This window comes from Rhodococcus sp. YL-1, from assembly GCF_001942025.1.
Classification (GTDB): domain Bacteria; phylum Actinomycetota; class Actinomycetes; order Mycobacteriales; family Mycobacteriaceae; genus Rhodococcus_F; species Rhodococcus_F qingshengii.
In genome coordinates, this window is record NZ_CP017299.1 from 2,771,136 (window position 1) to 2,793,224 (window position 22,089).

At 63.0% G+C, this 22,089-nt stretch carries 21 protein-coding genes; 14 read left to right on the forward strand and 7 right to left on the reverse strand.

The genetic code is table 11. The annotated features are described in order from the left end of the window. The first annotated feature begins 2 nt into the window (after nucleotides 1-2). The 5 genes from BH682_RS12980 (at nucleotide 3) to recX (ending at nucleotide 4,874) form a co-directional block, all read left to right on the forward strand. Nucleotides 3-1,538 (forward strand): glycerol-3-phosphate dehydrogenase/oxidase, encoded by a 1,536-nt coding sequence (locus BH682_RS12980; protein WP_064444528.1) that lies wholly within the window; start codon nucleotides 3-5, stop codon nucleotides 1,536-1,538. 12 nt (nucleotides 1,539-1,550) lie between these two features. Next, nucleotides 1,551-2,714, forward strand: a complete 1,164-nt coding sequence (locus BH682_RS12985) for a glycosyltransferase (RefSeq protein WP_042450679.1) — start codon at nucleotides 1,551-1,553, stop codon at nucleotides 2,712-2,714. Between the two features lie 52 nt (nucleotides 2,715-2,766). After that, nucleotides 2,767-2,961, forward strand: a complete 195-nt coding sequence (locus BH682_RS12990) for a DUF3046 domain-containing protein (protein WP_003942185.1) — start codon at nucleotides 2,767-2,769, stop codon at nucleotides 2,959-2,961. 288 nt (nucleotides 2,962-3,249) lie between these two features. Then, on the forward strand, nucleotides 3,250-4,287 hold the full coding sequence (gene recA / locus BH682_RS12995; RefSeq protein ID WP_007735170.1) for a recombinase RecA: 1,038 nt from the start codon (nucleotides 3,250-3,252) through the stop codon (nucleotides 4,285-4,287). Nucleotides 4,288-4,295: 8 nt separating this feature from the next. Next, nucleotides 4,296-4,874, forward strand: a complete 579-nt coding sequence (gene recX, locus BH682_RS13000) for a recombination regulator RecX (protein ID WP_054825713.1) — start codon at nucleotides 4,296-4,298, stop codon at nucleotides 4,872-4,874. A gap of 115 nt (nucleotides 4,875-4,989) precedes the next feature. On the opposite strand, the gene BH682_RS13005 is transcribed toward recX, so the two are convergent. From BH682_RS13005 to gluA, 4 genes are all read right to left on the reverse strand, one after another. Continuing rightward, nucleotides 4,990-5,886 carry an amino acid ABC transporter permease gene (locus BH682_RS13005; protein WP_042450676.1) on the reverse strand — a complete coding sequence of 299 codons (897 nt, stop codon included), beginning with the start codon at nucleotides 5,884-5,886 and terminating at the stop codon, nucleotides 4,990-4,992. Next, nucleotides 5,883-6,563 carry an amino acid ABC transporter permease gene (locus tag BH682_RS13010; protein WP_030535554.1) on the reverse strand — a complete coding sequence of 227 codons (681 nt, stop codon included), beginning with the start codon at nucleotides 6,561-6,563 and terminating at the stop codon, nucleotides 5,883-5,885. Before BH682_RS13010 ends, BH682_RS13005 begins: the two co-directional genes overlap by 4 nt. Before the next feature lie 100 nt (nucleotides 6,564-6,663). Beyond that, entirely contained in the window at nucleotides 6,664-7,500 is an 837-nt protein-coding gene (locus tag BH682_RS13015) for a glutamate ABC transporter substrate-binding protein (RefSeq protein ID WP_030535553.1), read from the reverse strand. 124 nt (nucleotides 7,501-7,624) lie between these two features. Then, on the reverse strand, nucleotides 7,625-8,353 hold the full coding sequence (gene gluA / locus BH682_RS13020) for a glutamate ABC transporter ATP-binding protein GluA (RefSeq protein ID WP_007735175.1): 729 nt from the start codon (nucleotides 8,351-8,353) through the stop codon (nucleotides 7,625-7,627). A 231-nt stretch (nucleotides 8,354-8,584) separates the two neighbouring features. On the opposite strand from gluA, the gene miaB reads away from it, so the two are divergent. Both miaB and BH682_RS13030 read left to right on the forward strand, forming a co-directional pair. After that, entirely contained in the window at nucleotides 8,585-10,132 is a 1,548-nt protein-coding gene (gene miaB / locus BH682_RS13025; protein WP_054781904.1) for a tRNA (N6-isopentenyl adenosine(37)-C2)-methylthiotransferase MiaB, read from the forward strand. Next, the gene (locus BH682_RS13030) at nucleotides 10,129-10,719 is read left to right on the forward strand and encodes an Rv2732c family membrane protein (protein WP_003942155.1); all 591 of its coding nucleotides are present in this window, start codon (nucleotides 10,129-10,131) and stop codon (nucleotides 10,717-10,719) included. Before miaB ends, BH682_RS13030 begins: the two co-directional genes overlap by 4 nt. A 94-nt stretch (nucleotides 10,720-10,813) precedes the next feature. Here the strand turns inward: BH682_RS13030 and BH682_RS13035 are convergent, their stop codons facing one another. Continuing rightward, nucleotides 10,814-12,199 (reverse strand): DUF349 domain-containing protein, encoded by a 1,386-nt coding sequence (locus BH682_RS13035; protein WP_003942193.1) that lies wholly within the window; start codon nucleotides 12,197-12,199, stop codon nucleotides 10,814-10,816. Between the two features lie 139 nt (nucleotides 12,200-12,338). On the opposite strand from BH682_RS13035, the gene BH682_RS13040 reads away from it, so the two are divergent. The 7 genes from BH682_RS13040 (at nucleotide 12,339) to BH682_RS13070 (ending at nucleotide 19,613) form a co-directional block, all read left to right on the forward strand. After that, nucleotides 12,339-13,100 carry a class III extradiol dioxygenase subunit B-like domain-containing protein gene (locus tag BH682_RS13040; RefSeq protein WP_075833047.1) on the forward strand — a complete coding sequence of 254 codons (762 nt, stop codon included), beginning with the start codon at nucleotides 12,339-12,341 and terminating at the stop codon, nucleotides 13,098-13,100. Next, nucleotides 13,088-14,023, forward strand: a complete 936-nt coding sequence (miaA, locus tag BH682_RS13045) for a tRNA (adenosine(37)-N6)-dimethylallyltransferase MiaA (RefSeq protein ID WP_007735177.1) — start codon at nucleotides 13,088-13,090, stop codon at nucleotides 14,021-14,023. Before BH682_RS13040 ends, miaA begins: the two co-directional genes overlap by 13 nt. Before the next feature lie 84 nt (nucleotides 14,024-14,107). Beyond that, nucleotides 14,108-14,779, forward strand: coding sequence for a class F sortase (locus BH682_RS13050; RefSeq protein ID WP_042450667.1), 672 nt, complete (start codon nucleotides 14,108-14,110; stop codon nucleotides 14,777-14,779). Between the two features lie 32 nt (nucleotides 14,780-14,811). Then, nucleotides 14,812-15,681: a diaminopimelate epimerase gene (gene dapF, locus BH682_RS13055; protein ID WP_058226373.1), complete on the forward strand. Its 870-nt coding sequence runs from the start codon at nucleotides 14,812-14,814 to the stop codon at nucleotides 15,679-15,681. A 75-nt stretch (nucleotides 15,682-15,756) separates the two neighbouring features. Continuing rightward, entirely contained in the window at nucleotides 15,757-17,232 is a 1,476-nt protein-coding gene (hflX, locus tag BH682_RS13060; protein WP_065455669.1) for a GTPase HflX, read from the forward strand. 10 nt (nucleotides 17,233-17,242) lie between these two features. Continuing rightward, on the forward strand, nucleotides 17,243-18,232 hold the full coding sequence (locus BH682_RS13065) for a hypothetical protein (RefSeq protein WP_223304446.1): 990 nt from the start codon (nucleotides 17,243-17,245) through the stop codon (nucleotides 18,230-18,232). 55 nt (nucleotides 18,233-18,287) lie between these two features. Further along, nucleotides 18,288-19,613 carry an alpha/beta hydrolase gene (locus BH682_RS13070; RefSeq protein WP_223304447.1) on the forward strand — a complete coding sequence of 442 codons (1,326 nt, stop codon included), beginning with the start codon at nucleotides 18,288-18,290 and terminating at the stop codon, nucleotides 19,611-19,613. Nucleotides 19,614-19,652: 39 nt separating this feature from the next. Here BH682_RS13070 and BH682_RS13075 read toward each other — a convergent pair whose 3' ends face one another. Together BH682_RS13075 and BH682_RS13080 are read right to left on the reverse strand one after the other, a co-directional pair. After that, entirely contained in the window at nucleotides 19,653-19,910 is a 258-nt protein-coding gene (locus BH682_RS13075) for an HPr family phosphocarrier protein (protein ID WP_003942144.1), read from the reverse strand. A 97-nt stretch (nucleotides 19,911-20,007) separates the two neighbouring features. Beyond that, the gene (locus BH682_RS13080; protein ID WP_050655799.1) at nucleotides 20,008-22,077 is read right to left on the reverse strand and encodes a PTS fructose transporter subunit IIABC; all 2,070 of its coding nucleotides are present in this window, start codon (nucleotides 22,075-22,077) and stop codon (nucleotides 20,008-20,010) included. Between the last annotated feature and the right edge of the window lie 12 nt (nucleotides 22,078-22,089).

Consider the following 22,089-nt stretch of genomic DNA (forward strand, 5'->3'; position numbering starts at 1 on the left):
CTGTGAGCCCCCTAGATTCAGCAGGCAGCGATTCAGCGCTCAACGCACAACGGCGTACTCGTGAACTCGAGCAGTTGGCGAACGGCGATTCGGTCGACGTCCTGGTGATCGGCGGCGGAATCACCGGTGTCGGTGTCGCTCTCGACGCCGTGACTCGTGGGCTCAGTGTTGCGCTGGTCGAAAAGCACGACCTCGCGTTCGGCACCAGCCGCTGGAGTTCGAAACTCGCACACGGCGGCCTTCGGTACCTGGCTTCCGGCAATGTCGGTATAGCGCGTGAAAGTGCGGTCGAGCGCGGCATCCTCATGACGCGCACCGCGCCGCACCTCGTTCGCGCCATGCCTCAACTCGTACCGCTGTTGCCCGAAACGTCGTTCTTCGGGAAGGCCCTGGTGCGTACCGGTTTCCTGGCCGGTGACGCTCTGCGCATGTCGGCGCGAACCCCGGCTTCGGTGCTGCCCAGATCACGGACGGTCAGCGCTGCGCGGGCGCGCGAATTGGCTCCCGCGGTCAAGCAGGAGAACCTACGAGGCGCCTTGACCGCGTTCGACGGGCAGCTCATCGACGACGCCCGCCTCGTCGTCGGTATCGCCAGAACCGCAGCGTCGCACGGCGCGCGAATCCTGACCCGCGTCGGTGCATACGACGTATCCGGAACGTCGGCCACCTTGCGCGACGAGTTGACCGGATCCGAGTTCTTGATGCGTGCCCGCGTCGTGGTCAATGCGACCGGTGTCTGGGCTGATCAGGTCGACTCCAGCATCACCCTGCGCCCCAGCCGCGGGACGCACCTGGTGCTCGATGCAGCGCGATTGGGGAACCCCACGGCAGCGCTGACCGTGCCGATTCCCGGCGAGACCAACCGTTTCGTCTTCGCCCTGCCCGCCCAGCTCGGCCGGATCTACCTCGGGTTGACCGACGAAGCAGCGCCGGGACCGGTGCCAGACGTGCCGTCGGCGTCAGAGGACGAGATCGACTTCCTGCTCGACACCGTGAACACGGCGTTGGAAGTTCCGCTGACCCGTGGGGACGTCTTGGGGACCTTCGCGGGTCTGCGTCCGCTGCTGGACACCGGTGAAGGCTCGACGGCCGACCTCTCGCGCAATCACGCTGTAGTCCGTTCGGACTCGGGCTTGGTCACGGTGGTAGGCGGAAAACTCACGACGTACCGCAAGATGGCCGAAGACGCCGTCGACGCTGCGGTCGAGGTCGGGTCGCTGAGCGCCGGGGCATGTCGGACACGCGCGTTGCCGCTGGTAGGCGCTGCATCACCGGCGGAATTGAAGAAGATCAAGGCACCCGCGTCATTGGTGGCGCGATACGGCACCGAGGCCGAGGTCGTTGCCGCGGCGAGCGGCGATCGTCTCCGGTCGGTTGCGGACTTGGAGATCTGCGGTGCCGAGTTCGATTTCGCGGTGTCGCATGAAGGCGCCCTCGACGTCGACGACGTCCTCGATCGCAGGACGAGAATCGGATTGGTGGCTTCGGATCGCGAACGCGCACTGGGTGCGGCGGAACAGGCCTTTCACTCGGTGTGACACTCTGATCCGGTGCGTGTAGCCGTTGTTGCCGGGCCGGACCCGGGTCATGCTTTTCCCGCAATAGCGTTGTCGCTGGCGTTGATCCAGGCCGGCGACGAACCGATCCTGTACACGGGGACCCGGTGGGTCGAGGCAGCGCGAGCAGCCGGCGTGGAAGCCGAGCCGCTCAAGGGCTTGGCCCCGCGGCCGGGAGACGACGATCTTGATGCAGGCGCTCGGATTCATTCGCGCGCCGCCTATATTTCCACCGAACTGCTTCCCGACCTGAAGTCCGTCTCCCCGGATCTCGTCGTTTCCGACATCCTCACTGCCGGAGGCGGATTGGCCGCCGAAAGACTTGGCATCCCCTGGGTGGAACTCTCGCCTCACCCGCTGTACTCACCTTCACGGGGGTTGCCGCCGATCGGCAGTGGGCTCGCTCCCGGCGTCGGAATTCGTGGTCGACTCCGCGATACCCTGATGCGCGCAGCGACGGGACGTTCGATCAAGCAAGGGTTGGCCCAGCGATCCCAGGCCCGTGTCGGTGTCGGACTGCCCGCTCTGGATCCCGGTCCGCAAGCGCGGCTGATCGCAACACTTCCGGCACTCGAAGTGCCTCGCCCCGACTGGCCGGAGCGCGCTCACGTCGTCGGACCGCTTCTGTGGGAGCCGACCGAGGTGATTCTGGATCCACCGCCAGGTGACGAACCGCTGGTTATGGTGGCGCCCTCCACGGCGCACACCGGCGCAGTGGGAATGTTCGAGGGCACGGTCGAAGGACTCGGCGGAGCCGGTGTGCGGCTGATTGCGTCGATGCTCGACGGGGCTGAAGGTGAGCATCCTGATTGGGTTCGTGCAGGTCTCGGACGCCAGGACGCGATGCTGCGTGACGCGTCGGTGTTGGTATGTGGCGGCGGGCACGGCATGTTGGCGAAGGCCCTGCTGGCCGGCGTGCCGACGGTCGTCGTTCCCGGGGGCGGGGACCAGTGGGAGTTGGCCAATCGCGCTGCGCGGGCAGGGACGTCGGTGATCGTGCGGCCCGCAGATGCTCAGTCGATTCGCGATGCCGTACTGCAGGTGCTCTCCGACAAACGATTCGCGGAAGCTGCGAGAGCGGCTGCCGCGACTGCGTCGCAGGTCACCGATCCGGTGGCGGTGTGCCGACAGGTGGTCAACGGAGGTGTGACGGCGTGAGCACGTTGCGCCTGAATGCAGGTGCACCGCTCTGTGGACTACGGTGGCGGCTGTGCGGTTGACCGAATTTCATGAAATGGTGCGCGAAGAGTTCGGGCAGGTACGAGGCGACTCGATGCTGATCGACCATGTACTCCAGAGTCTCGACGGAATGACTGCCGCGGAGGCCGTCGAAGCAGGCTGGGAGCCTCGCGAAGTGTGGCGTGCGCTCTGTGTGGAGTTCGACGTACCACCCGCCCGCCGCTGATTCTTCGGCGTGTCGAACGTCTCCCATCTTCTGTTCGAACACGTGTTCGTCTATGCTGAACCTGTTCGGTGGTGACGCTTCTTTGGTAACTGCGAACTTTCGATGTTCTACAAACGCGGTGACCTACAAACGCGGTGATCGACAAGCGCTAAAGCAAGATCGAAAAGTCTGTCGGTGGCCGGATCTACTCTGATCGCAACACACCAACAGGGTCGGCTCAGGCAGGCGCTGAAGAGACGGAGTCTGCTCAGGCAGGCACTGAAGACTGAAACAAGGATGGGGATCACGATGGCACCACAGGCACCTGATCGGGACAAGGCACTCGACCTCGCGTTGGCGCAGATCGACAAGAACTTCGGCAAGGGTTCGGTGATGCGCCTGGGTGAGGGTGTCCGCCAGCCCATCGCCGTCATTCCCACCGGTTCCATCGCGCTCGACGTCGCGCTGGGTATCGGCGGACTGCCGCGTGGCCGCGTCATCGAGATCTACGGCCCGGAGTCCTCGGGTAAGACCACCGTGGCACTGCACGCAGTTGCCAATGCTCAGGCCAACGGCGGCATCGCGGCGTTCATCGACGCGGAGCACGCACTCGATCCCGACTATGCAGCCAAGCTGGGCGTCGATACCGATGCACTCCTGGTCTCGCAGCCCGATACGGGTGAGCAGGCCCTCGAAATCACCGACATGCTGATCCGTTCAGGCGCCCTCGACATCGTCGTGATCGACTCCGTGGCCGCTCTTGTTCCTCGCGCCGAGATCGAAGGCGAGATGGGTGACAGCCACGTCGGTTTGCAGGCTCGACTGATGAGTCAGGCACTGCGCAAGATCACCGGTGCCATGAACAACTCGGGCACCACCGTCATCTTCATCAACCAGCTTCGCGAGAAGATCGGCGTGATGTTCGGTTCTCCCGAAACCACCACCGGTGGTAAGGCACTGAAGTTCTACGCTTCGGTCCGCCTCGACATCCGTCGTATCGAAACTCTCAAGGACGGTACCGACGCAGTGGGTAACCGCACTCGCGTCAAGGTCGTCAAGAACAAGGTCGCGCCGCCGTTCAAGCAGGCCGAGTTCGACATTCTCTACGGCCAGGGCATCAGCAAGGAAGGCTCGCTCATCGACATGGGTGTCGAGCACGGGTTCATCCGCAAGTCCGGCTCCTGGTACACCTACGAAGGTGACCAGTTGGGTCAGGGCAAGGAAAATGCTCGTAAGTTCTTGCTGGAGAACACCGATATCCGCGACGAGATCGAGAAGAAGATCAAGGAAAAGCTCGGTATCGGTGCTGACGTCACTGCAACCGACGAAGCTCCCGCCGACTTCTGAGTTCAGTCATGAGCTTCGACGACGGTGACAACGGCGAGAATGCTCGTGAAGAGTACGGCGCTCCTCGGCGTCGATCCCGTCAACGATCCGAGAAGCCGTCGCAACGCGCAGAAGGTGGGACGGAGGCGCAGGCCAAAGATGCTTGCCTACGCCTCCTGACCGACCGGGCGCGCAGTCGTTCCGAGCTGGAAACAAAGCTGAGCGGGCGCGGCTTCGAACCCGAGATCATTGCCAAAGTCCTCGATCGACTCCAAGAAATCGGGTTGATCGACGACGCAGACTTCGCGAACCAGTGGGTTCATTCGCGGCACACGTACTCGGGCAAGGGAAAGCGTGCGCTTGCAGTCGAGTTGCGGCTCAAAGGAATCGACCAGGACACCGCTTCCGAAGCGTTGTCACAGATCGATCCGGAAGATGAACGCGAGCGAGCAGCGGAGCTGGTTCGGCGGAAGCTGAAGAACAAGCCCGTCGATGATCGCGACAAGGTCACGCGTCGACTGGTCTCGATGCTGGCACGCAAGGGATATTCAGCGGGGATGTCGTACGAGGTGGTCAAAGCCGAGATGGCGGCGGTCACCGACTCGTAGCGAAGTGCAGCATTCAGAACAACAGGGCGGGGGTACCACCGAAATTCGGTGGTACCCCCGCCCTGTTGTGTATTCGCGCTAACGCGGCTGGATTCGACTCACGGCTCCATCTGATTCACGGCTTGGTCAGGTCCATACCCGGTACCGAAACGGCAGCGTCGCCAACCGGAGCCGCGACGGGGCCCTTGCCCTTTCGCTTCCCGGACCGCAGGCGCTTCTCCACCTTGGTTGCCAGGTACGTGAGCGAGGAGTTCAGGATAATCATGATGACCGCAGCCACCATGAGTGCCGGAAGGTAGTTCTGAAATGCAGCGCCCAATTGCGTGGACTGCCGAACAAGTTCGGTGTAGCCGATGATGTAGCCCAGCGCTGAATCCTTGAGTGCAACAACCATTTGCGATATCAGTGCGGGGAGCATGGTTGTGACCGCCTGGGGTAGCAAGATCGTCACCATGATTTGAGATTTGCGCATGCCGAGAGCTTTGGCGGCTTCGCTTTGTCCACGGGGGAGTGAGTTGATTCCCGAGCGAACAATTTCCGCGATCACCGATCCGTTGTAGAGCGTCAAACTCACCACGACGGCGGAGAGTGCCAAGTAGTCGAGCTTGACAATTTTGTACTCGGCAAAAACCGCATACATGAAGATGATCAGCAGCAGTACGGGAATTGCGCGGAACAATTCCACGATGACACCACTGACAACGCGTACTGCGCGGTGATCGGACAATCTGCCGATGCCGAGAATTGCGCCCAGGATCAGTGCAAGCACGATGGATAGTGCCGCCGCGATCAAGGTGCCTTTGATGCCGGGAAGCAGATAGGTCGTCCAGACGTCCGCCTGTAGGAAGGGATCCCATTTGGCCGATGTCAACTGCCCTTTGTCGTCGAGCGCGCGATACACGACAAACGCAATGGCGAGGGCGAGGACGGCTACGACAACCGACGCGAATCGGTACAGTGCCCGGGCCTTCGGGCCTGGCGCGTCGTAAAGAACGGTTGCTTGTTTGGTCATCGTGCGACCTCGAATTTCTTGGCGAGTTTGCCGAAGAGCAATCCCGTCGGCAGCGTCAAGATGACAAAGCCGACGGCGAAGATTCCTGCGGTCAAGAAGAGTGCGGCTTCGTTTTCGAGAATCTCCTTCATCAATTTCGATGCCTCGGACACGCCGATGACGGCGGCGACGGTGGAGTTCTTGGTCAGAGCGATGAGGACGCTACCGAGCGGTGCGATCACGGCGCGAAATGCCTGAGGAAGAACGATGAGTCGGAGGTTCTGGAGGAAGGTCAGCCCTAGGGATCGTCCTGCTTCTGCCTGTCCCGCATGGACGGTGTTGATTCCGGCGCGGATCGACTCGCACACGAACGACGCGGTGTAGACGCTAAGTCCAAGGATCGCCAAACGGAAGTTGTTGTCGATCACGAAGGTTGACGAACTGGTTGATGCCAGACTGATGTCGAGAGTTTGGTACAGACCGAACACACAGAAGAGCAGAATCAGGGTGAGCGGCGTATTGCGGAAGACGGTGACGTAGGCGGCGCCGAGGAATCGGGCCACGGGTACGGGTGACACCCGCATGGCGGCAATAATCACTCCGAGGATCAATGCGCCGATCGCCGAGAAGATCGTGAGCTGGATAGTGGTCCAGAACGCTTCGAGTATCTGGCTTCCGTAATCGTCGATTATTTTCACTTACGGTCTCCCCAGTTCATGGGTCGTTGTTGAAAGTGCTTGCCCAGGTGGGATTTCCGAATATGGAAATCCCACCTGGAATGGCTACTGCTCAGTTGGATCAGTATCGGTCGACGGTGGGCGGAGCGGGCATCGTGTAACCGGACGGTCCGACCGTCTCGTTGAATGCTTCGGCCCACGCACCGGAAGAGATCATCTTCTCGATGGCATCGTTGACCTTGCCGCGACCTTCGGAATCGTCCTTCGCCAAGCCGATGCCGTAATTCTCCGTGGTGAACGGCTCACCGGCGATACGGAATGCGCCGGGGGACTGAGCCGCGTAGCCGGCAAGAATGATGTCGTCGGTGGTGACTGCGTCAACCTTGCCATTGCGTAGCGCCTCGACGCACGCCGAGTAGGTGTCGAACTCCTGGAGCTGGACGTCCTTGGCGTAGGTGTCCTTGACCTTCTGTGCGGGAGTGGAACCAGCCACCGAGCAGAGAATCTTGCCGCCGTTCAGAGATTCGGGGCCGGTGATGTCGGTATTGTCCGCGTTGACGAGCAGCGACTGGCCGGCGACGAAATACGGTCCGGCGAATCCGACCTTCTCCTTGCGAGCGTCCGTGATGGAGTACGTGGCGACGATGTAATCGACCTCACCGTTCTGGATCAACGTCTCGCGCTGGGCGGACGGTGATTCCTTGAACGTGATGTTCTCCGGTTTCACGCCCAGCTCGTTTGCGACGTACTTCGCGACCTCGACGTCGAAACCTGTGTACGTGCCGTCCGAATTGCGCAAGCCGAGTCCTGGCTGGTCGAACTTGATGCCGACGGTGAGCTTGCCGTCAGCAGCGTTCTCACTGATCGACTTGCTCTCCTCGCCGCCACCACAAGCCGTGGCAGCGAACGCGATAGCCATGATTCCGATTCCGAAACGGACGGAGCGATTGATCTTCATGAAGATCCTCTCAGTTGTCGACATACAAACGGTGCAGTCGAGATGAACGGTGCAGCCGAGGTGAACGGCGCAGTCGAGCAAGTTGTCTTGTGGACGAGGACAGGACTGTCGGAGGGGACTGTGATCAGTGAGTGAGGATCTTGCCGAGGAAGTCCTTGGCCCGATCCGACTTCGGATGGGTGAAGAACTCTTCGGGCGTGGTGTCTTCTACGACCTGACCGTCAGCCATGAAGAGCACACGGTCGCCGGCCTTGCGGGCGAATCCCATCTCGTGCGTGACCACGAGCATGGTCATGCCTTCCTTGGCGAGGGAAGTCATGACGTCGAGGACCTCGTTGACCATCTCGGGATCGAGAGCGGAGGTGGGCTCGTCGAACAACATCACCTTCGGCTGCATCGCAAGAGCGCGAGCGATGGCGACACGCTGTTGCTGACCGCCGGAAAGCTGCGCCGGGTACTTGTCGGCCTGATTGGCGATACCGACGCGCTCGAGCAATGCCTGCGCCGTCTTCTTGGCTTCGTCCTTCTTCGCCTTGCGGACCTTCATCGGTGCGAGCATGACGTTCTCGAGGATCGTCTTGTGTGCGAACAGGTTGAAGGACTGAAAGACCATCCCGACGTCGGCACGAAGTGCGGCAAGTGCTTTGCCCTCCTCGGGGAGCGTCTTGCCGTCGACGGCGATAGTGCCCGAGTCGATGGGTTCCAGGCGATTGATGGTGCGGCACAGAGTCGACTTACCGGAGCCCGACGGACCAAGGACGATCACCACTTGGCCCTTGGGTACCTCGAGATTGACCTCTTGCAGGACGTGAAGTTCCCCGAAGTGTTTGTTCACCGAGGTCATCGAAATCATGGATGTGGAATCGCCGGAGGTGGTCGGCGTCGTCGCATCGTCGGCTTGGGTCATAAACGAGAACCTTAGGCGTAGTTTGCGTCGACGCCCGTGATTTCGCCATGGTTCTTGCCATATGTAATGGAAATTTTACTGTGACGACGTTTATGTCGCGTTTCGGTTGTTTATCAGGGCGTTATTACACGTCGTAGTGGACGTGAGCTAGGCTGAAGCGTGTCACTGATCGACGAAATGTCCCCTGCACTTCCGGAGCCGACTGCAGTTCCGGAGGCAACTGCTACGCCTGTTCGCACCTACGAGGTGCGGACGTACGGCTGTCAGATGAACGTCCACGATTCCGAGCGACTGTCCGGTCTGCTCGAGGACGCCGGGTATTCGAAGGCGGAGACCGGAACCGATCCTGATCTTGTCGTCTTCAACACGTGTGCGGTCCGCGAGAACGCGGACAACAAGTTGTACGGCAACCTCAGCCAGCTCGCCCCGAACAAGGAGGCGAACCCCGACATGCAGATCGCGGTCGGCGGGTGCCTGGCGCAGAAGGATCGTGACACCGTCGTCAAGAAGGCGCCGTTCGTCGACGTCGTCTTCGGCACTCACAACATCGGCTCGCTTCCCGCGCTGCTCGATCGTGCGCGTCACAATCAGCGCGCCGAGGTCGAAATCCTCGACGCGCTCGAGGCGTTTCCCTCGACACTGCCAGCCAAACGCGAATCTGCTTATGCAGGTTGGGTTTCCATATCGGTGGGCTGCAACAACACGTGTACGTTCTGCATCGTTCCGGCCCTGCGTGGCAAGGAAGTGGATCGACGTCCCGGCGACATTCTGGCCGAGGTGCAGGCACTCGTCGACGAGGGTGTCTCGGAAGTAACCCTGCTCGGACAGAACGTCAATGCCTACGGCGTGTCGTTCGCCGATCCGGAACAACCGCGCGATCGCGGAGCCTTCGCCTCCCTCTTGAAGGCATGTGGACACATCGACGGCCTCGAACGGGTGAGGTTCACATCGCCGCACCCGGCAGAATTCACCGACGACGTCATCGAAGCGATGGCAACCACTCCCAACGTCTGCCCGCAGCTGCACATGCCATTGCAGTCCGGTTCGGACAAGGTTCTCAAAGCGATGAAGCGCTCGTACCGCAAGTCGAAGTACCTCGGGATCATCGAGAAGGTGCGCGCCGCAATGCCGCACGCCGCCATCACCACGGACATCATCGTCGGGTTCCCGGGGGAGACGGAGGAGGATTTCGAGGAGACGCTGGACGTCGTGCGTAAGGCGCGATTCTCCAACGCCTACACCTTCCAGTACTCCAAGCGCCCGGGCACGCCGGCGGCGGAGATGGCCGATCAGCTTCCCAAAGAGGTTGTCCAGGAACGCTACATGCGATTGCTCGCCGTTCAGGAAGAAGTGAACATCGAGGAGAATCGCAAGCTCGTCGGCACCGAGGTCGAACTCTTGGTGGCAGCGGGGGAGGGTCGGAAGAACGCGGCGACTCAACGTCTCAGTGGTCGCGCGCGAGACGGTCGCCTGGTGCATTTCCGCCCCGAGGGAAACCTCGACGGCACAATCCGACCCGGTGACGTGGTGACGGTCGTCGTCACCCACGGAGCCCCTCATCACCTCGTGGCAGATGACGGAGTGCTCACGCACCGTCGGACCCGCGCCGGTGATTCGTTCGAAAAGGGCATCACACCCAAGACCCCGCCCATCGGCGTAGGTCTCGGACTACCGAAGATCGGTGCCCCGGCCCCACAACCCGTTCAGATGGGATGCAACGCATGACCTCGCAACACGAGAACACGACACCACAGCCGGGCGACGACGCCTTCGAGGGCTACCGCAAGGATCTCGACGACGCGGAACGCAAGGTCGCGGGAGAAATCGATCCGGGTGTGCGTGCCATGGTTGTCGCGGTTGCGGTGCTCGTGCTGGTCGGCACCCTTGCCCTGCCCCATGCGGGAGTTGCGAACGGCTGGGATGTGCTCGCGTACAACCAGGACGCGGAAACCGAACGGATTGCACTGTTCTCACGCTTGTTCGTGTGGTTCGTCGTCATCTTCGGCATCGGATTCTCGATGCTCGCGCTGGTCACGCGGCGTTGGAGTCTGGCCTGGGTCGCACTCGCCGGCAGTGCCGTGGCGAGCGCTCTCGGCATGATGGCCGTCTGGTCGCGTCAGACCATTCCCGCCGGTTTCAATGTGGCAGGACCGTCGATCGGGCTGATCATCGGATGGTTTGCCGTCGTGTTCTTGACGTTCCATTGGCTCAAGGTGGTCTGGACACGAACCAACATTCAGCTCGCTGCCGAGGAGCAACGCCGGATCGCTGCGGCCGAAGCCGAGAAGCATCAGGAATGGAACGTCGGCTGACACAGCAGGCCGTCCGTCCAAAGCACAAGACAACGCCGGCTGACTCCTTTCGGAGTCAGCCGGCGTTTTTGTTGTCTTTACAGCTCGTCGTCGATTACTCGTTGACGGCGCTTTCGGCAGCTTCGGCCCACTCACGCCACTGCTTGGCCTGAGCGAGAGCCTTCTCGGCGTCCTTCGTCTTGCCGGCAGCCTGAGCCTTGGCGGCCTGCTCCTCGAACTGGCTCACCCGCTCCTTGAACTGCGCGACCCGGGCAAGTGCTTCCGGATCGGTGCGACGCCACTCGGCGTCGACCGCGTCGCGCACCTTGGTTTCGATGGCCCGGAGCTTCGCTTCGAGTTCCTGCATTCGGTCGCGCGGCACCTTGCCGATCGCGTCCCACTTCTCCTGCAGGTCGCGAAGCGCTGCACGAGCATTCTCGAGTCCGTGCGCCGGGTCGATGTTCGCGTTCGCAGCGAGCAGCTCTTCCTTCGCGACTGCGTTCTGCTCGAATTCGGCGTCGCGCTCGGATGCAGCAGCGTTGCGCGCGGCGAAGAACACGTCCTGAGCGCCCTTGAAGCGCTTCCACAGGTTGTCGTCGGCCTCGCGCGGTGCGCGGCCGGCAGCCTTCCACTCGCTGAGCAGATCGCGGAATTCCCCGGCGGTCTGTCCCCATTCAGTGGAGGTCGACAGCTTCTCGGCGCGCTCGACCAGTTCTTCCTTCGTCGAACGGGCGCTCGCACGATCCCGGTCGAGTTCGGCGAAGTGCGCTCCACGTCGTCGGTTGAAGGACTCGCGAGCCTTGGAGTACCGCTTCCACAGCGCGTCGTCGACCTTGCGGTCGATTCCGCGAATCGTCTTCCACTCGTCGAGAATCTCGCGCAGTCGATCACCCGCGGTCTTCCACTGGGTCGACTCCGAGCCGATCTGCTCGGCCTCGACTGCGAGGGCCTCCTTGCGGGCGGTGCTTGCCGCGCGCGACTGTTCCTTCTCTTCCTTCGCGTGCGCTGCGGCCTCGTCGGAACCGGCAACGATCACGTCGAGTCGGCGAGCCAAAGCGTCGAGGTCACCGATCACTGCAGCGGTCGAGAGGGATTCGGACAGAGCGATGGCGGCAGCCTTGGTCTTCTTGGCGTCTCCGGCGCCCGACGTCAGTCGCGCCTCGAGTAGCGAGACCTCGGTCGCGAGGTCGTCGTAGCGACGACCGAAATGGGCGAGGCCCTCGGTGGCGTCGCCGGCCTGCCACGAACCGATCTGACGTTCACCGTCAGCGGTCTTCACCCAGGCGGTTCCGTCTTCCTCGACGCGTCCGAACTTGCTCGGGTCGCTGGCCGGTGCGGCGGTGACGGCATGCGAGGCTGCTGGTCCGGGGCGAGGTGCTCCGGGGCGGGGCGCACCGGGGCGTGGTCCACCAGGTTTGGGAGCGCCGGGTTTGGGTGCTGCCGGGCTCGGGCTGGCCGAACTGCTGTCGGCGCCGGTGGTGGGTTCACTGTTCTCGGTCATCGGTCCTCGTCTCTGCCGCGCGTCACGGCTGCCTGATCGCATTCCTGGTTCCATTGAACCCGGTACTCACGTTCTCCGACTATTGAATCAGGTAAGAGGGTGTGAGGTCGCCACCTCGGGGTCGACTAGCGTGGCAACTGTGTTGACTTCCGCTGTTCTCGTCCCCTCGGCGCCGTTACTCGTGCCGGAATTGTCCGGTGATTCGGCCGAGTCCGCTCAGGTGCGTGCTGCAGCGACAACCGCCGTGAGCCGGCTCGCTCACGAGGCGGTGCACTGGGTGGGCGTCGGTGTCGGCCCCGAGAATGCAGAACCCGAGAAAGCAGCAGGCGAACTCTGGCGATCGGGCGTCGGACGTGGGCAGATCGGTACGTTCGCTGGATTCGGCGCCGATGTCCGGACGTCACTGGACGCGGATGCGGCAGGCGAACCGGTGCCATCTCTCGAACTGTGCGCCCTTGTTGCCGGCTGGTTGCGTGGCCGAACAGACGTGGAGATAACCGTCGACATGCACGTCGTCAGTGCAAAGGCGTCGGCGAATGAATGTCGTGAATTCGGGCAGCAGCTGCGCAAGCAACTCGACAGCGACAACCGACCGCAAGGGCTTCTGATCGTTGCTGACGGTGCGTCCACGCTGACGGCAAAGGCGCCAGGAAGCTTCGACGAGCGCGCCGCGGGTGTGCAGTCGGCCATCGACGACGCCCTGACGGCCGGTGACCCGGAGGCGCTTCTTGCTCTCGACCCGCGGCTCTGCCGCAGTGTCGGAGCCCAGGGGCGCGCGGCGTGGCAGGTCCTGGCCGGTGCCTTTACGGGCTCGTCTCGGTCAGCCCATCCTCGCGCGACGGTCGACTACAGCGATGCGCCGTTCGGCGTCGGTTACCACGTCGGGACGTGGCGGCCGTGAACGTCCCTGAAGAACTTCGCCCGATCGCAGTTGTCGGTCCGACAGCGTCGGGAAAGTCCGATCTCGCGTTGGCACTGGCCGAGGAATTCGGCGGTGAAATCATCAACATCGACGCGATGCAGCTCTATCGTGGCATGGATATCGGGACCGCCAAACTGACACCGGCCGAGCGCCGTGGGATTCCGCATCACCTGCTCGACGTTCTCGATGTGAAGGAGACCGCCACAGTCGCGCGTTATCAAAGCGACGCGATCGCGATCGCCGAGGATCTGATCGCGGCGGGCAAGGTTCCGGTGATCGTCGGCGGATCCATGATGTACGTCCAGTCTTTGCTCGACGAATGGTCCTTTCCGGCAACCGATCCCGAGGTTCGTGCGAAGTGGGAGGCGGTGCTCGCCGAAGGAGGGGTCGGTGCGGTGCATACGGCGCTTGTTGCTGCTGATCCGGTAGCGGCGGCGTCGATACTGCCGACGGACGGCCGGCGGATGGTTCGGGCGCTCGAGGTCGTCGAGCTGACAGGTCTGCCGTTCGCGGCCTCGGCGCCGCAGATCGGTGACCCTCGATGGGGAACTCGCATTCTCGGCGTGGATCGGGATACGGAAGAACTCGACGCCCGGATTCGGTTGCGAACAGAGCTGATGTTTTCAGACGGACTTGTCGACGAAGTTGCCGTGCTCGTCGAGCAAGGATTGCGTGATGGCGTCACCGCGCCGCGAGCCATCGGCTACGCACAAGTGCTCGCACATTTCGACGGTGAATACGATCTGGCCGAAGCACTCGAACGGACGTTCATCGGGACGCGGCGCTACGTTCGCCGCCAACGATCATGGTTCCGTCGTGACGCACGCGTGCACTGGCTCGACGGTGCCGATCCGGAGCTGCCCAACTCCGCTTTCGCGGCGCTCGCAGATCGCGGTCTGTAACACGATCGAGCGGATCAGCTATCTTACAGTTAGCTATTTTGCGATCGATCGGTTTCGCGATCGACGGACTGGAGGACAACGAACATGGCGCAGACCGCGGCGCACGCGCATCCGAAACGTCGACGCGCGGGTCGGCTACCGCTGGTTCTTCTGCTCGTCACATTTCTCACGGTCGGCGGGGTACTGATCTACTTTGCGGTGAGTGCGGCCGGGAAGCCCATCAGCGCACCTGTTCCCGAAGCGCCCTTCGACGTGGGAGCCCCAACCGATCCAGGGGCGAGTTGGGCGCCTGCGCCGACGGATCTGCCGCCGAACACGCTCGCGATTCCCGATCTGGATGTGCGAGCCGATATCGTGACCAGTGGGTTCGGCGCCAACCGCGGAATGATCCTTCCGCATCCTGACAAGGTTTCGCATTTCACCAACGGCGTTCAGTTCGGATCTTCGGAGGGTACCAATCTTGTTGCCGGCCACGTCGACGACGGTGACCGCACGCACGGCGCCTTGTGGGCGCTGCACCAGATGAAGCCTGGAACACCGATCTATGTCAGTGACGACACCGGAACGATGTTCACCTATCACGCAGCGAGTCTGAAGTTGTACGAAAAGGTGGCTTTGCCTGCGGAGTTCTTCTCCGAATCCGGTGCGCCCAGGCTTGTCCTGGTGACCTGCGGGGGCGCGACGGTGCCGGATCCCTCGTTGCCGTCCGGCTTCACTTACGAACAGAACGTGGTGGTCACCGCGTCACCTGCGTAAATCGCTCGGTAGGTCCGGATAGGATGGCGACCATGGATTTCAGTAAGGGCCACGGCACGCAGAACGACTTCGTTGTTCTCCCTGACCTCGACGTTCGGATCGATCTCGAGTCGGCGCGAGTTTCAGCGTTGTGTGATCGTCAGCGTGGCCTCGGCGCCGACGGCATCCTTCGTGTCGCCCGGGCAGGCGCACTTGCGGACGCGGGCGTGCTCGGTGCGCTGCCCGACGGCGTCGCTGCCGAAGACTGGTTCATGGACTACCGCAACAGCGACGGCTCCATCGCCGAGATGTGCGGAAACGGCGTTCGCGTATTCGCCCACTATCTTAAGGCCTCGGGCTTGGAGAGCAAGGACGAGTTCGTGGTCGGCAGCCGCGCCGGAGCGCGTCCGGTCGTGGTGCACGGCTACGACGCCACGCATGGTGACGTGACCGTGGCGATGGGCCCGATCAAGGACCTCGGCACCAGTTCGGCAACAATCGACGGCCGCGTCTTCGCCGGTGTCGGGATCGACGTCGGTAATCCGCATTTGGCGTGTGTCGACGAGCACGTGACGCCAGAAGTGTTGAGTTCGCTCGATTTGAGTGTTTCGCCGGGCTTCGATCCCGGGTTCTTCCCGCACGGCGTCAATATCGAGATCGTGACTCCGATCCACGACGGTGGGGTCCACATGCGCGTACACGAGCGCGGTGTGGGCGAGACTCGTTCCTGCGGAACCGGAACGGTCGCAGCTGCGGCCGCGGCGCTGAGGTACGACGGCCGCGATGAAGGCTCGGTACTGGTGCGCGTGCTCGGCGGCGAGGTACAGGTCACCGTCGAAGGCGGCAAAGGGTCGTTGCGGGGGCCCTCAGTTCTGGTGGCGAACGGGACGATCAGCGATGCCTGGTGGCAATCGCTCGTGTGATATCGCCCGCGGGAAATACGCCTGCAGGAAATACGGATGCACCGTGGCCAGGTTTCGTGGGACCATGGATCTTGTATGACGAACACACATGAAAACGAAGAGTCCACCGCTCACGAGCAGTCCGAGTACGCGCAAGCCGAATACACGGCAGCGTCCGCATCGGGCAACCCGTCGACCGGTGAGATGCAACTCGCAGATCGCGGCGCCCTGCGCCGCGTGGCCGGTCTGTCGACCGAGCTCGAGGACGTCACCGAAGTCGAGTACCGCCAGCTTCGACTCGAAAGAGTTGTCCTGGTCGGCGTCTGGACGCAGGGAACTGCCGAGCAGGCCGAGGCGAGCATGACCGAGTTGGCCGCACTTGCCGAGACGGCAGGCTCCGAGGTCCTCGAAGGACTGGTTCAGCGTCGCGACAAACCTGACGCTGCCACCTACATCGGTTCCGGCAAGGCGCAGGAACTGCGCGAAGTTGTGCTGGCGACCGGTGCCGACACCGTCGTCTGCGACGGTGAGCTGACGCCGGCGCAGCTCACGGCGCTGGAGAAGATCGTCAAGGTCAAGGTCATCGACCGGACAGCTCTGATTCTCGACATCTTTGCTCAGCACGCCACTTCGCGTGAGGGTAAGGCGCAGGTCGCTTTTGCTCAGATGGAGTACATGCTCCCGCGTCTGCGTGGTTGGGGCGAGTCGATGTCGCGCCAGGCCGGTGGCCGTGCCGGCAGTAACGGCGGTGTGGGTCTGCGTGGTCCCGGTGAAACGAAAATCGAGACGGACCGCCGTCGTATTCGTGAGCGCATGGCAAAACTACGCCGCGAGATCAAGGGCATGAAGGCCGCTCGCGACACCAAGCGCACACGTCGATTGCAGAGCGACATCCCGTCGATCGCCATCGTCGGATACACCAACGCGGGCAAATCGAGTCTGCTCAATTCGCTCACCGGATCGGGTGTGCTCGTGGAGAACGCGTTGTTCGCCACCTTGGACCCGACCACTCGCCGCGCAGCACTCGACGACGGCCGCGAGTACGTACTCACCGACACGGTCGGCTTCGTGCGACACCTTCCGACTCAGTTGGTCGAGGCATTCCGCTCGACTCTCGAGGAAGTGACCGACGCGGATCTGCTTCTGCACGTGGTCGACGGTTCGGATCCGTTGCCGACAGAACAGATCAAGGCTGTGCGGGAAGTCGTCACCGATGTTCTGCGCGAGACGGATTCGAAGGCTCCGCCGGAGTTGATCGTGGTCAACAAGATCGACGCGGCAGATCCGGTTACGTTGACGCAACTACGTGGTCTGTTGCCTGGTGCCGTGTTCGTCTCGGCGCGTACGGGTGAGGGAATCGCCGAACTAAGAGCACATCTCAGCGAGGTGCTGGTTCGGCCGGAGGTCGAGGTCGACGTGCTGGTGCCGTACACGCGCGGTGACTTGATGGCTCGAATCCACTCGGACGGAACGATTTTGGAATCGACTCACGAAGAGGCCGGCACGCGGGTGCACGCACGCGTGCCACAGATGTTGGCCTCGGCATTGGTCGACTACGCACCTAGTGCGTAGTTTCGGGGCCGTGGTCGCGGTGATTGCTGCGACTACGGCAACCGCACTGCTTCCCGGAGCGCTCGCACAGGCGTCGTCGTTCGAACCGAGCGAGTTCGCCCCACTCTGTACGCCTACCGATCCTGCGCTCCAGGAGTTGTCGGGGATGGTCGTCGTCGACGATCGGATCTACGCGATGGGCGACGGCGGCAGTGACGACTTCGTATTCGAAATGGACCTGAACTGTGTTGTCCAGAAACAGATTCCGGTCCCGATAGACCCTTACGACGTCGAAGATCTTGCGGTGAGTGGGCGAACGCTCGTTCTCTCGGACACCGGTGACAACCTCCGGACCCGCGAAACAGTGGCGTTCATCACGATGGACCTCGATTCCGGTGACGGTACGTTGCACCGCCTCACGTACCCGGACGGTGCGCACGACACCGAGTCGATACTGCTCGACCCCGACGGCCACGTTTTTGTCGTGACCAAGGAATTGTTCGGCGAAAGCAGTGTCTACACACCGGTCGGGGATCAGAAACTGAGTGACTTGGCGCAGCCCGGCCCGACGCCGCTCGAGCGCGTCGGAGCCGTGTCCCTCGGACCGGAGAAGCCCGTGTCGGTGATGTTCACCGGGGGAGCGGTGTCGTCGGACGGTTCGGCGATCGCACTCCGGAGTTACTCCGACCTGTACCTGTACGAAGTCGTGGACGGCGGAATCGGCGCGACGCTCACCGGTACCGAACCGCTGCGGATCCCGCTCCCGAAGGAGCCTCAGGGTGAGGCGGTGGCATTCAACGAGGCGGGCGATGTTCTGATCGGTTCGGAATCTGCCGGCGGAGCGTTGCCTCCGGTGTACGTGATGCGAGCGCTCGTGGACGCGACAGAAGCGACGGCTGACTCGTCTGCCGGTTCGGTCGGTGTCGGGGTCGATCCGTGGACATTCGTGTGGGCCGGGTTGGTCGCGGCAGGATGTGCGATCGGGGGCGCGGCATTCGTGAGATTTCGACGACGCCGCTGATTCCCGATAATTCCACGAATTCGCAGACCGACGGTAGATGTGGATACTGGAACGAATGCACGGGCATCAACTCCTGACGCGGCTCTCGCGTATGTCACTCGAGCACGGACACATCACCGCAGCGCTGCTCGTGGGTTCCGTCATCGTCGGCGTCGGCACCTTGCTTCTGCTTCGGTGGTTGCCGCGTCGGGCCGCGTTGGTCGCGCTAGGTCTGTCAGTGCTCGGATCAGCCACCGGTGCGACGTTCGTGTGGCTCAGCTTTCGGCCGCTGCCCGCGCAGCTACCGGCGTCGAATTTTGTCTGGATAGCGCTGGCGATGTTCGGAGTCATCGGCGCCGCACTCGTTCTCCTTCGGCGCCCAGGGCTTGCGCGTGGCCTTTCGGTGACGGCATTCGCCGGGCTGGCCGCGATCGTCGCAGTGGGTCAGGTCAACGCGCAGACCGGCACCTATCCCACGCTCGGCTCACTGGTCGGGCACTGGCCGGTCGGGTCGGTCGAGAACATTGCCTTCGATTCGCTCCCCGGGGCCGAACCTTGGGTACAACGGGGACTGCCCACCGAAACTCATTGGCAGGTTCCGGTGCGGATGCCGAGCAACGGTGTCGTGACGGAAGCGGCGATTCCAGGAAACGTTTCGGGATTCGACGCGAGGCCTGCGACGCTGTATCTCCCGCCGGCCTATCTTGCCGATCCGCGTGCCGAGTTGCCCGTACTGGTGTTGGTGGCGGGTGAGCCCGGCAGCCCCAGCGACTGGCTGGACAGTGGCCGGCTCGCGACCACCGTCGACGCCTATGCGTCGAGGCATTCCGGGCTTGCTCCCGTCGTGGTGGTGCCCGACGCGTTGGGGGACTACGACGCCAACCCCGGCTGCATGGATTCTGCGCTCGGCAACGTCGCGACGTATCTGGACCAGGACGTCCCGAACTGGATCGAATCGAACCTTCAAGTGAATCCGGACGCTGCGCAATGGGCTATCGGTGGGTTCTCCTACGGCGGGACATGCGCGATCGAGATGGCCGTGAACTTCCCGGACCGATACCCGTCGTTCCTGGACTTCTCCGGCCAGGACGAACCGTCGACCGGTGACCACGAGGACACTGTGGCTGCCATGTTCGACGGCGACGAAGACGCTTTCGACGCGGTCAACGCCCGAGACCTGATGGCGCAGAATCGGTATCCGCAGTTGTCTGGTGTATTTGTCGCGGGTGAGGACGACGACATCTACCGCCCTCAGCAGGAGATCATGTTCGAGGCTGCACGCGCCGCCGACATGAACGTGGACTACTACACCCTTCCCGGCGGGCACTCGGGTGATGTGTGGGGCACTGCTCTGGAACTCGAAATGGACTGGCTGGGCCGGACACTCGCACTGACTCCGTGAGAGTGTCCGGCCCGCTACACAGCACCGACTGACATCGGGTCAGGCGTCGAGATCAGCGGCTACCAGCTCGGCGACCTTGGCGAGTGCGTCGGCGTCGTCGGACTCGATGGTTACTTCGGTGTCCTTGGCGGCTCCGAGCGTCATGATCATCAGTGCCGAACCTGCATCCACGGGTTCGCCGTCGGCGACTGCGAGGGTGACCGTGGCGCCGGAGGCTCCGACTGCTTCGGCGATGAGAGCGGCGGGGCGGGCGTGGAGGCCGACTGCGGAACCGACGGCAACTGTCTTGCTGGGCATGGGATCTCCTCGTTGTAGAACTGTCGTTGCGGACGTTATGGGGTGTTCGGGCAGATCTGGTGACTCAGGTGGTGACTGCAGTGTTGCCTGCTGTCGATCATGCCGCAGCGGGCACGATTTCGGGGTCGAGTTCGGCATCGGACGGCCCCTTGCGGAAGAACTCCTTGGCTCCGACGACGGCGAGCGCAGCTACCACGGTTCCCGCGGCGAGCGAGACCAGGAACCAGCCGATTCCGCCGACTGCGAAGAAGACGAAGATCCCGCCGTGCGGGGCGCTGAGAGTGACGTCGAAAGCCATGATCAGCGCGCCGGTGACCGCGCCGCCCGCCATCATCGAGGGGATCACGCGAAGCGGGTCGGCAGCGGCGAACGGAATCGCGCCCTCGGAGATGAATGCCGAACCCAGCAACCAGGCAGCCTTTCCGTTCTCCCGTTCGGCTTCGCTGAAGAGCTTGGGACGCAGCACCGTCGAGGCAAGTGCCATGGCAAGCGGCGGAACCATACCGGCAGCCATCACAGCCGCCATGATGCGCAAAGTGGCCGGGTCGTTGACGTTGAGTCCGGCGACGGCGAAGGCGTAAGCCGCCTTGTTGACCGGTCCACCGAGGTCGAAGCACATCATCAGGCCGAGAATGATGCCGAGGAAGATGGCCGAGCTGCCGGACAGTCCGTTGAGCCAGTCGGTGAGACCGGAGGTGATCGCGGCGAGCGGACGCCCGAGGACGATGAACATCAGTGCTCCGACGACCAGCGTCGCGAACAGCGGAATGATCACCACCGGCATCAGGCCTCGCAGCCACTGCGGGACGGCGATCCGGCCGATGTAGAGCGCGACGACACCGGCGATGAGACCACCGACCAAGCCGCCGATGAAACCGGCACCGACGAACACGGCGACCGCGCCGGCTGTGAAGCCGGGAGCGATGCCAGGCCGGTCGGCGATGGCGAAGGCGATGTAGCCGGCCAAGGCGGGCACCAGGAAGCTGAATGCCAAGGAACCGATCTGGAACAGCACTGCGCCGAGATAGGTGGCCAGACCACCGTCGGGAAGGTTGGTGATCGAGTTGTTGAGAACGATGTCCTTGGCCGGACCGGAGATCTCGTATCCGCCGAGCAGGAAGCCGAGTGCGATCAGCAGACCGCCGGCCGCGACGAACGGGATCATGTAGCTGACACCGGTCAAGAGGACCTGACGGAGGTGGGTGCCGAACCCTACGGAACCGGCATCGGAATCCGCGGCCGCTGCCGCGGTGCCGTCAACGGTGGCGGCGGCGGGATTCTCGGAGGCGCGCAACGCTTCTGCGAGCATCTTGTCCGGCTCGTTGATTGCCCGCTTCACACCGGAAGCGACGACGGGCTTACCGGCGAATCGTTCGCGGCCCTTCACTCCGACGTCGGTGGCGAAGATGACCGCGGCGGCTCCGGCGATCACCGAAGGGTCAAGGGGGGTGCTTCCGCTCGAACCTTGGGTTTCGACGTGCACCTTGACGCCGGCGCGTTCACCCGCGGCGACGAGTGAGTCCGCCGCCATGTAGGTGTGAGCGATTCCGGTCGGGCAGGCGGTGACCGCGACGATGTGACGCTCCGCGGGCGCTGGTGCCGGGGTCTCCTCGGTAGCGTGTTTCCCGGTGGAAACAGGTGCCGGGGGTGTCGCTGCCGCGGCCTTTGCTGCAGGATCCTTCGGCGCGGGATTTAGTACCTCGTCGACCAGTCTCACGATCTCGTCCGGCGTCGACGCTTCACGAAGTGACGTGACGAACGCGGGCCTGACGAGTGCTCGGGCCAAGGAGGAGAGCAGCTTCATGTGCTCGGCCCCGGCGCCTTCGGGTGCCGCGATCAGGAAGACCAGATCGGCGGGGCCGTCGGGTGCACCGAAGTCGACCTTCGGATCGAGTCGAGCAAACCCCAGGGACGCGGACGAGACAGCCTCGGCGCGGCAGTGGGGAATTGCGATTCCGCCGGGCAGTCCGGTCGCGGACTGCGCTTCGCGAGCGAGTGCGGCATCGACCAATCCCGCGGCGTCGCTCGCCCGTCCCGCTGCAGTCAATCGCGCTGCGAGAGAACGAATGACATCTTCCTTGGTCGAACCCAGGTCGGTGTCGAGTGAGATCAGTTCGGGACTGATGATCTCCGGGCCGGAACTGCCGGCTGCGGTGGTATCGGACATGTCAGGTTCCTT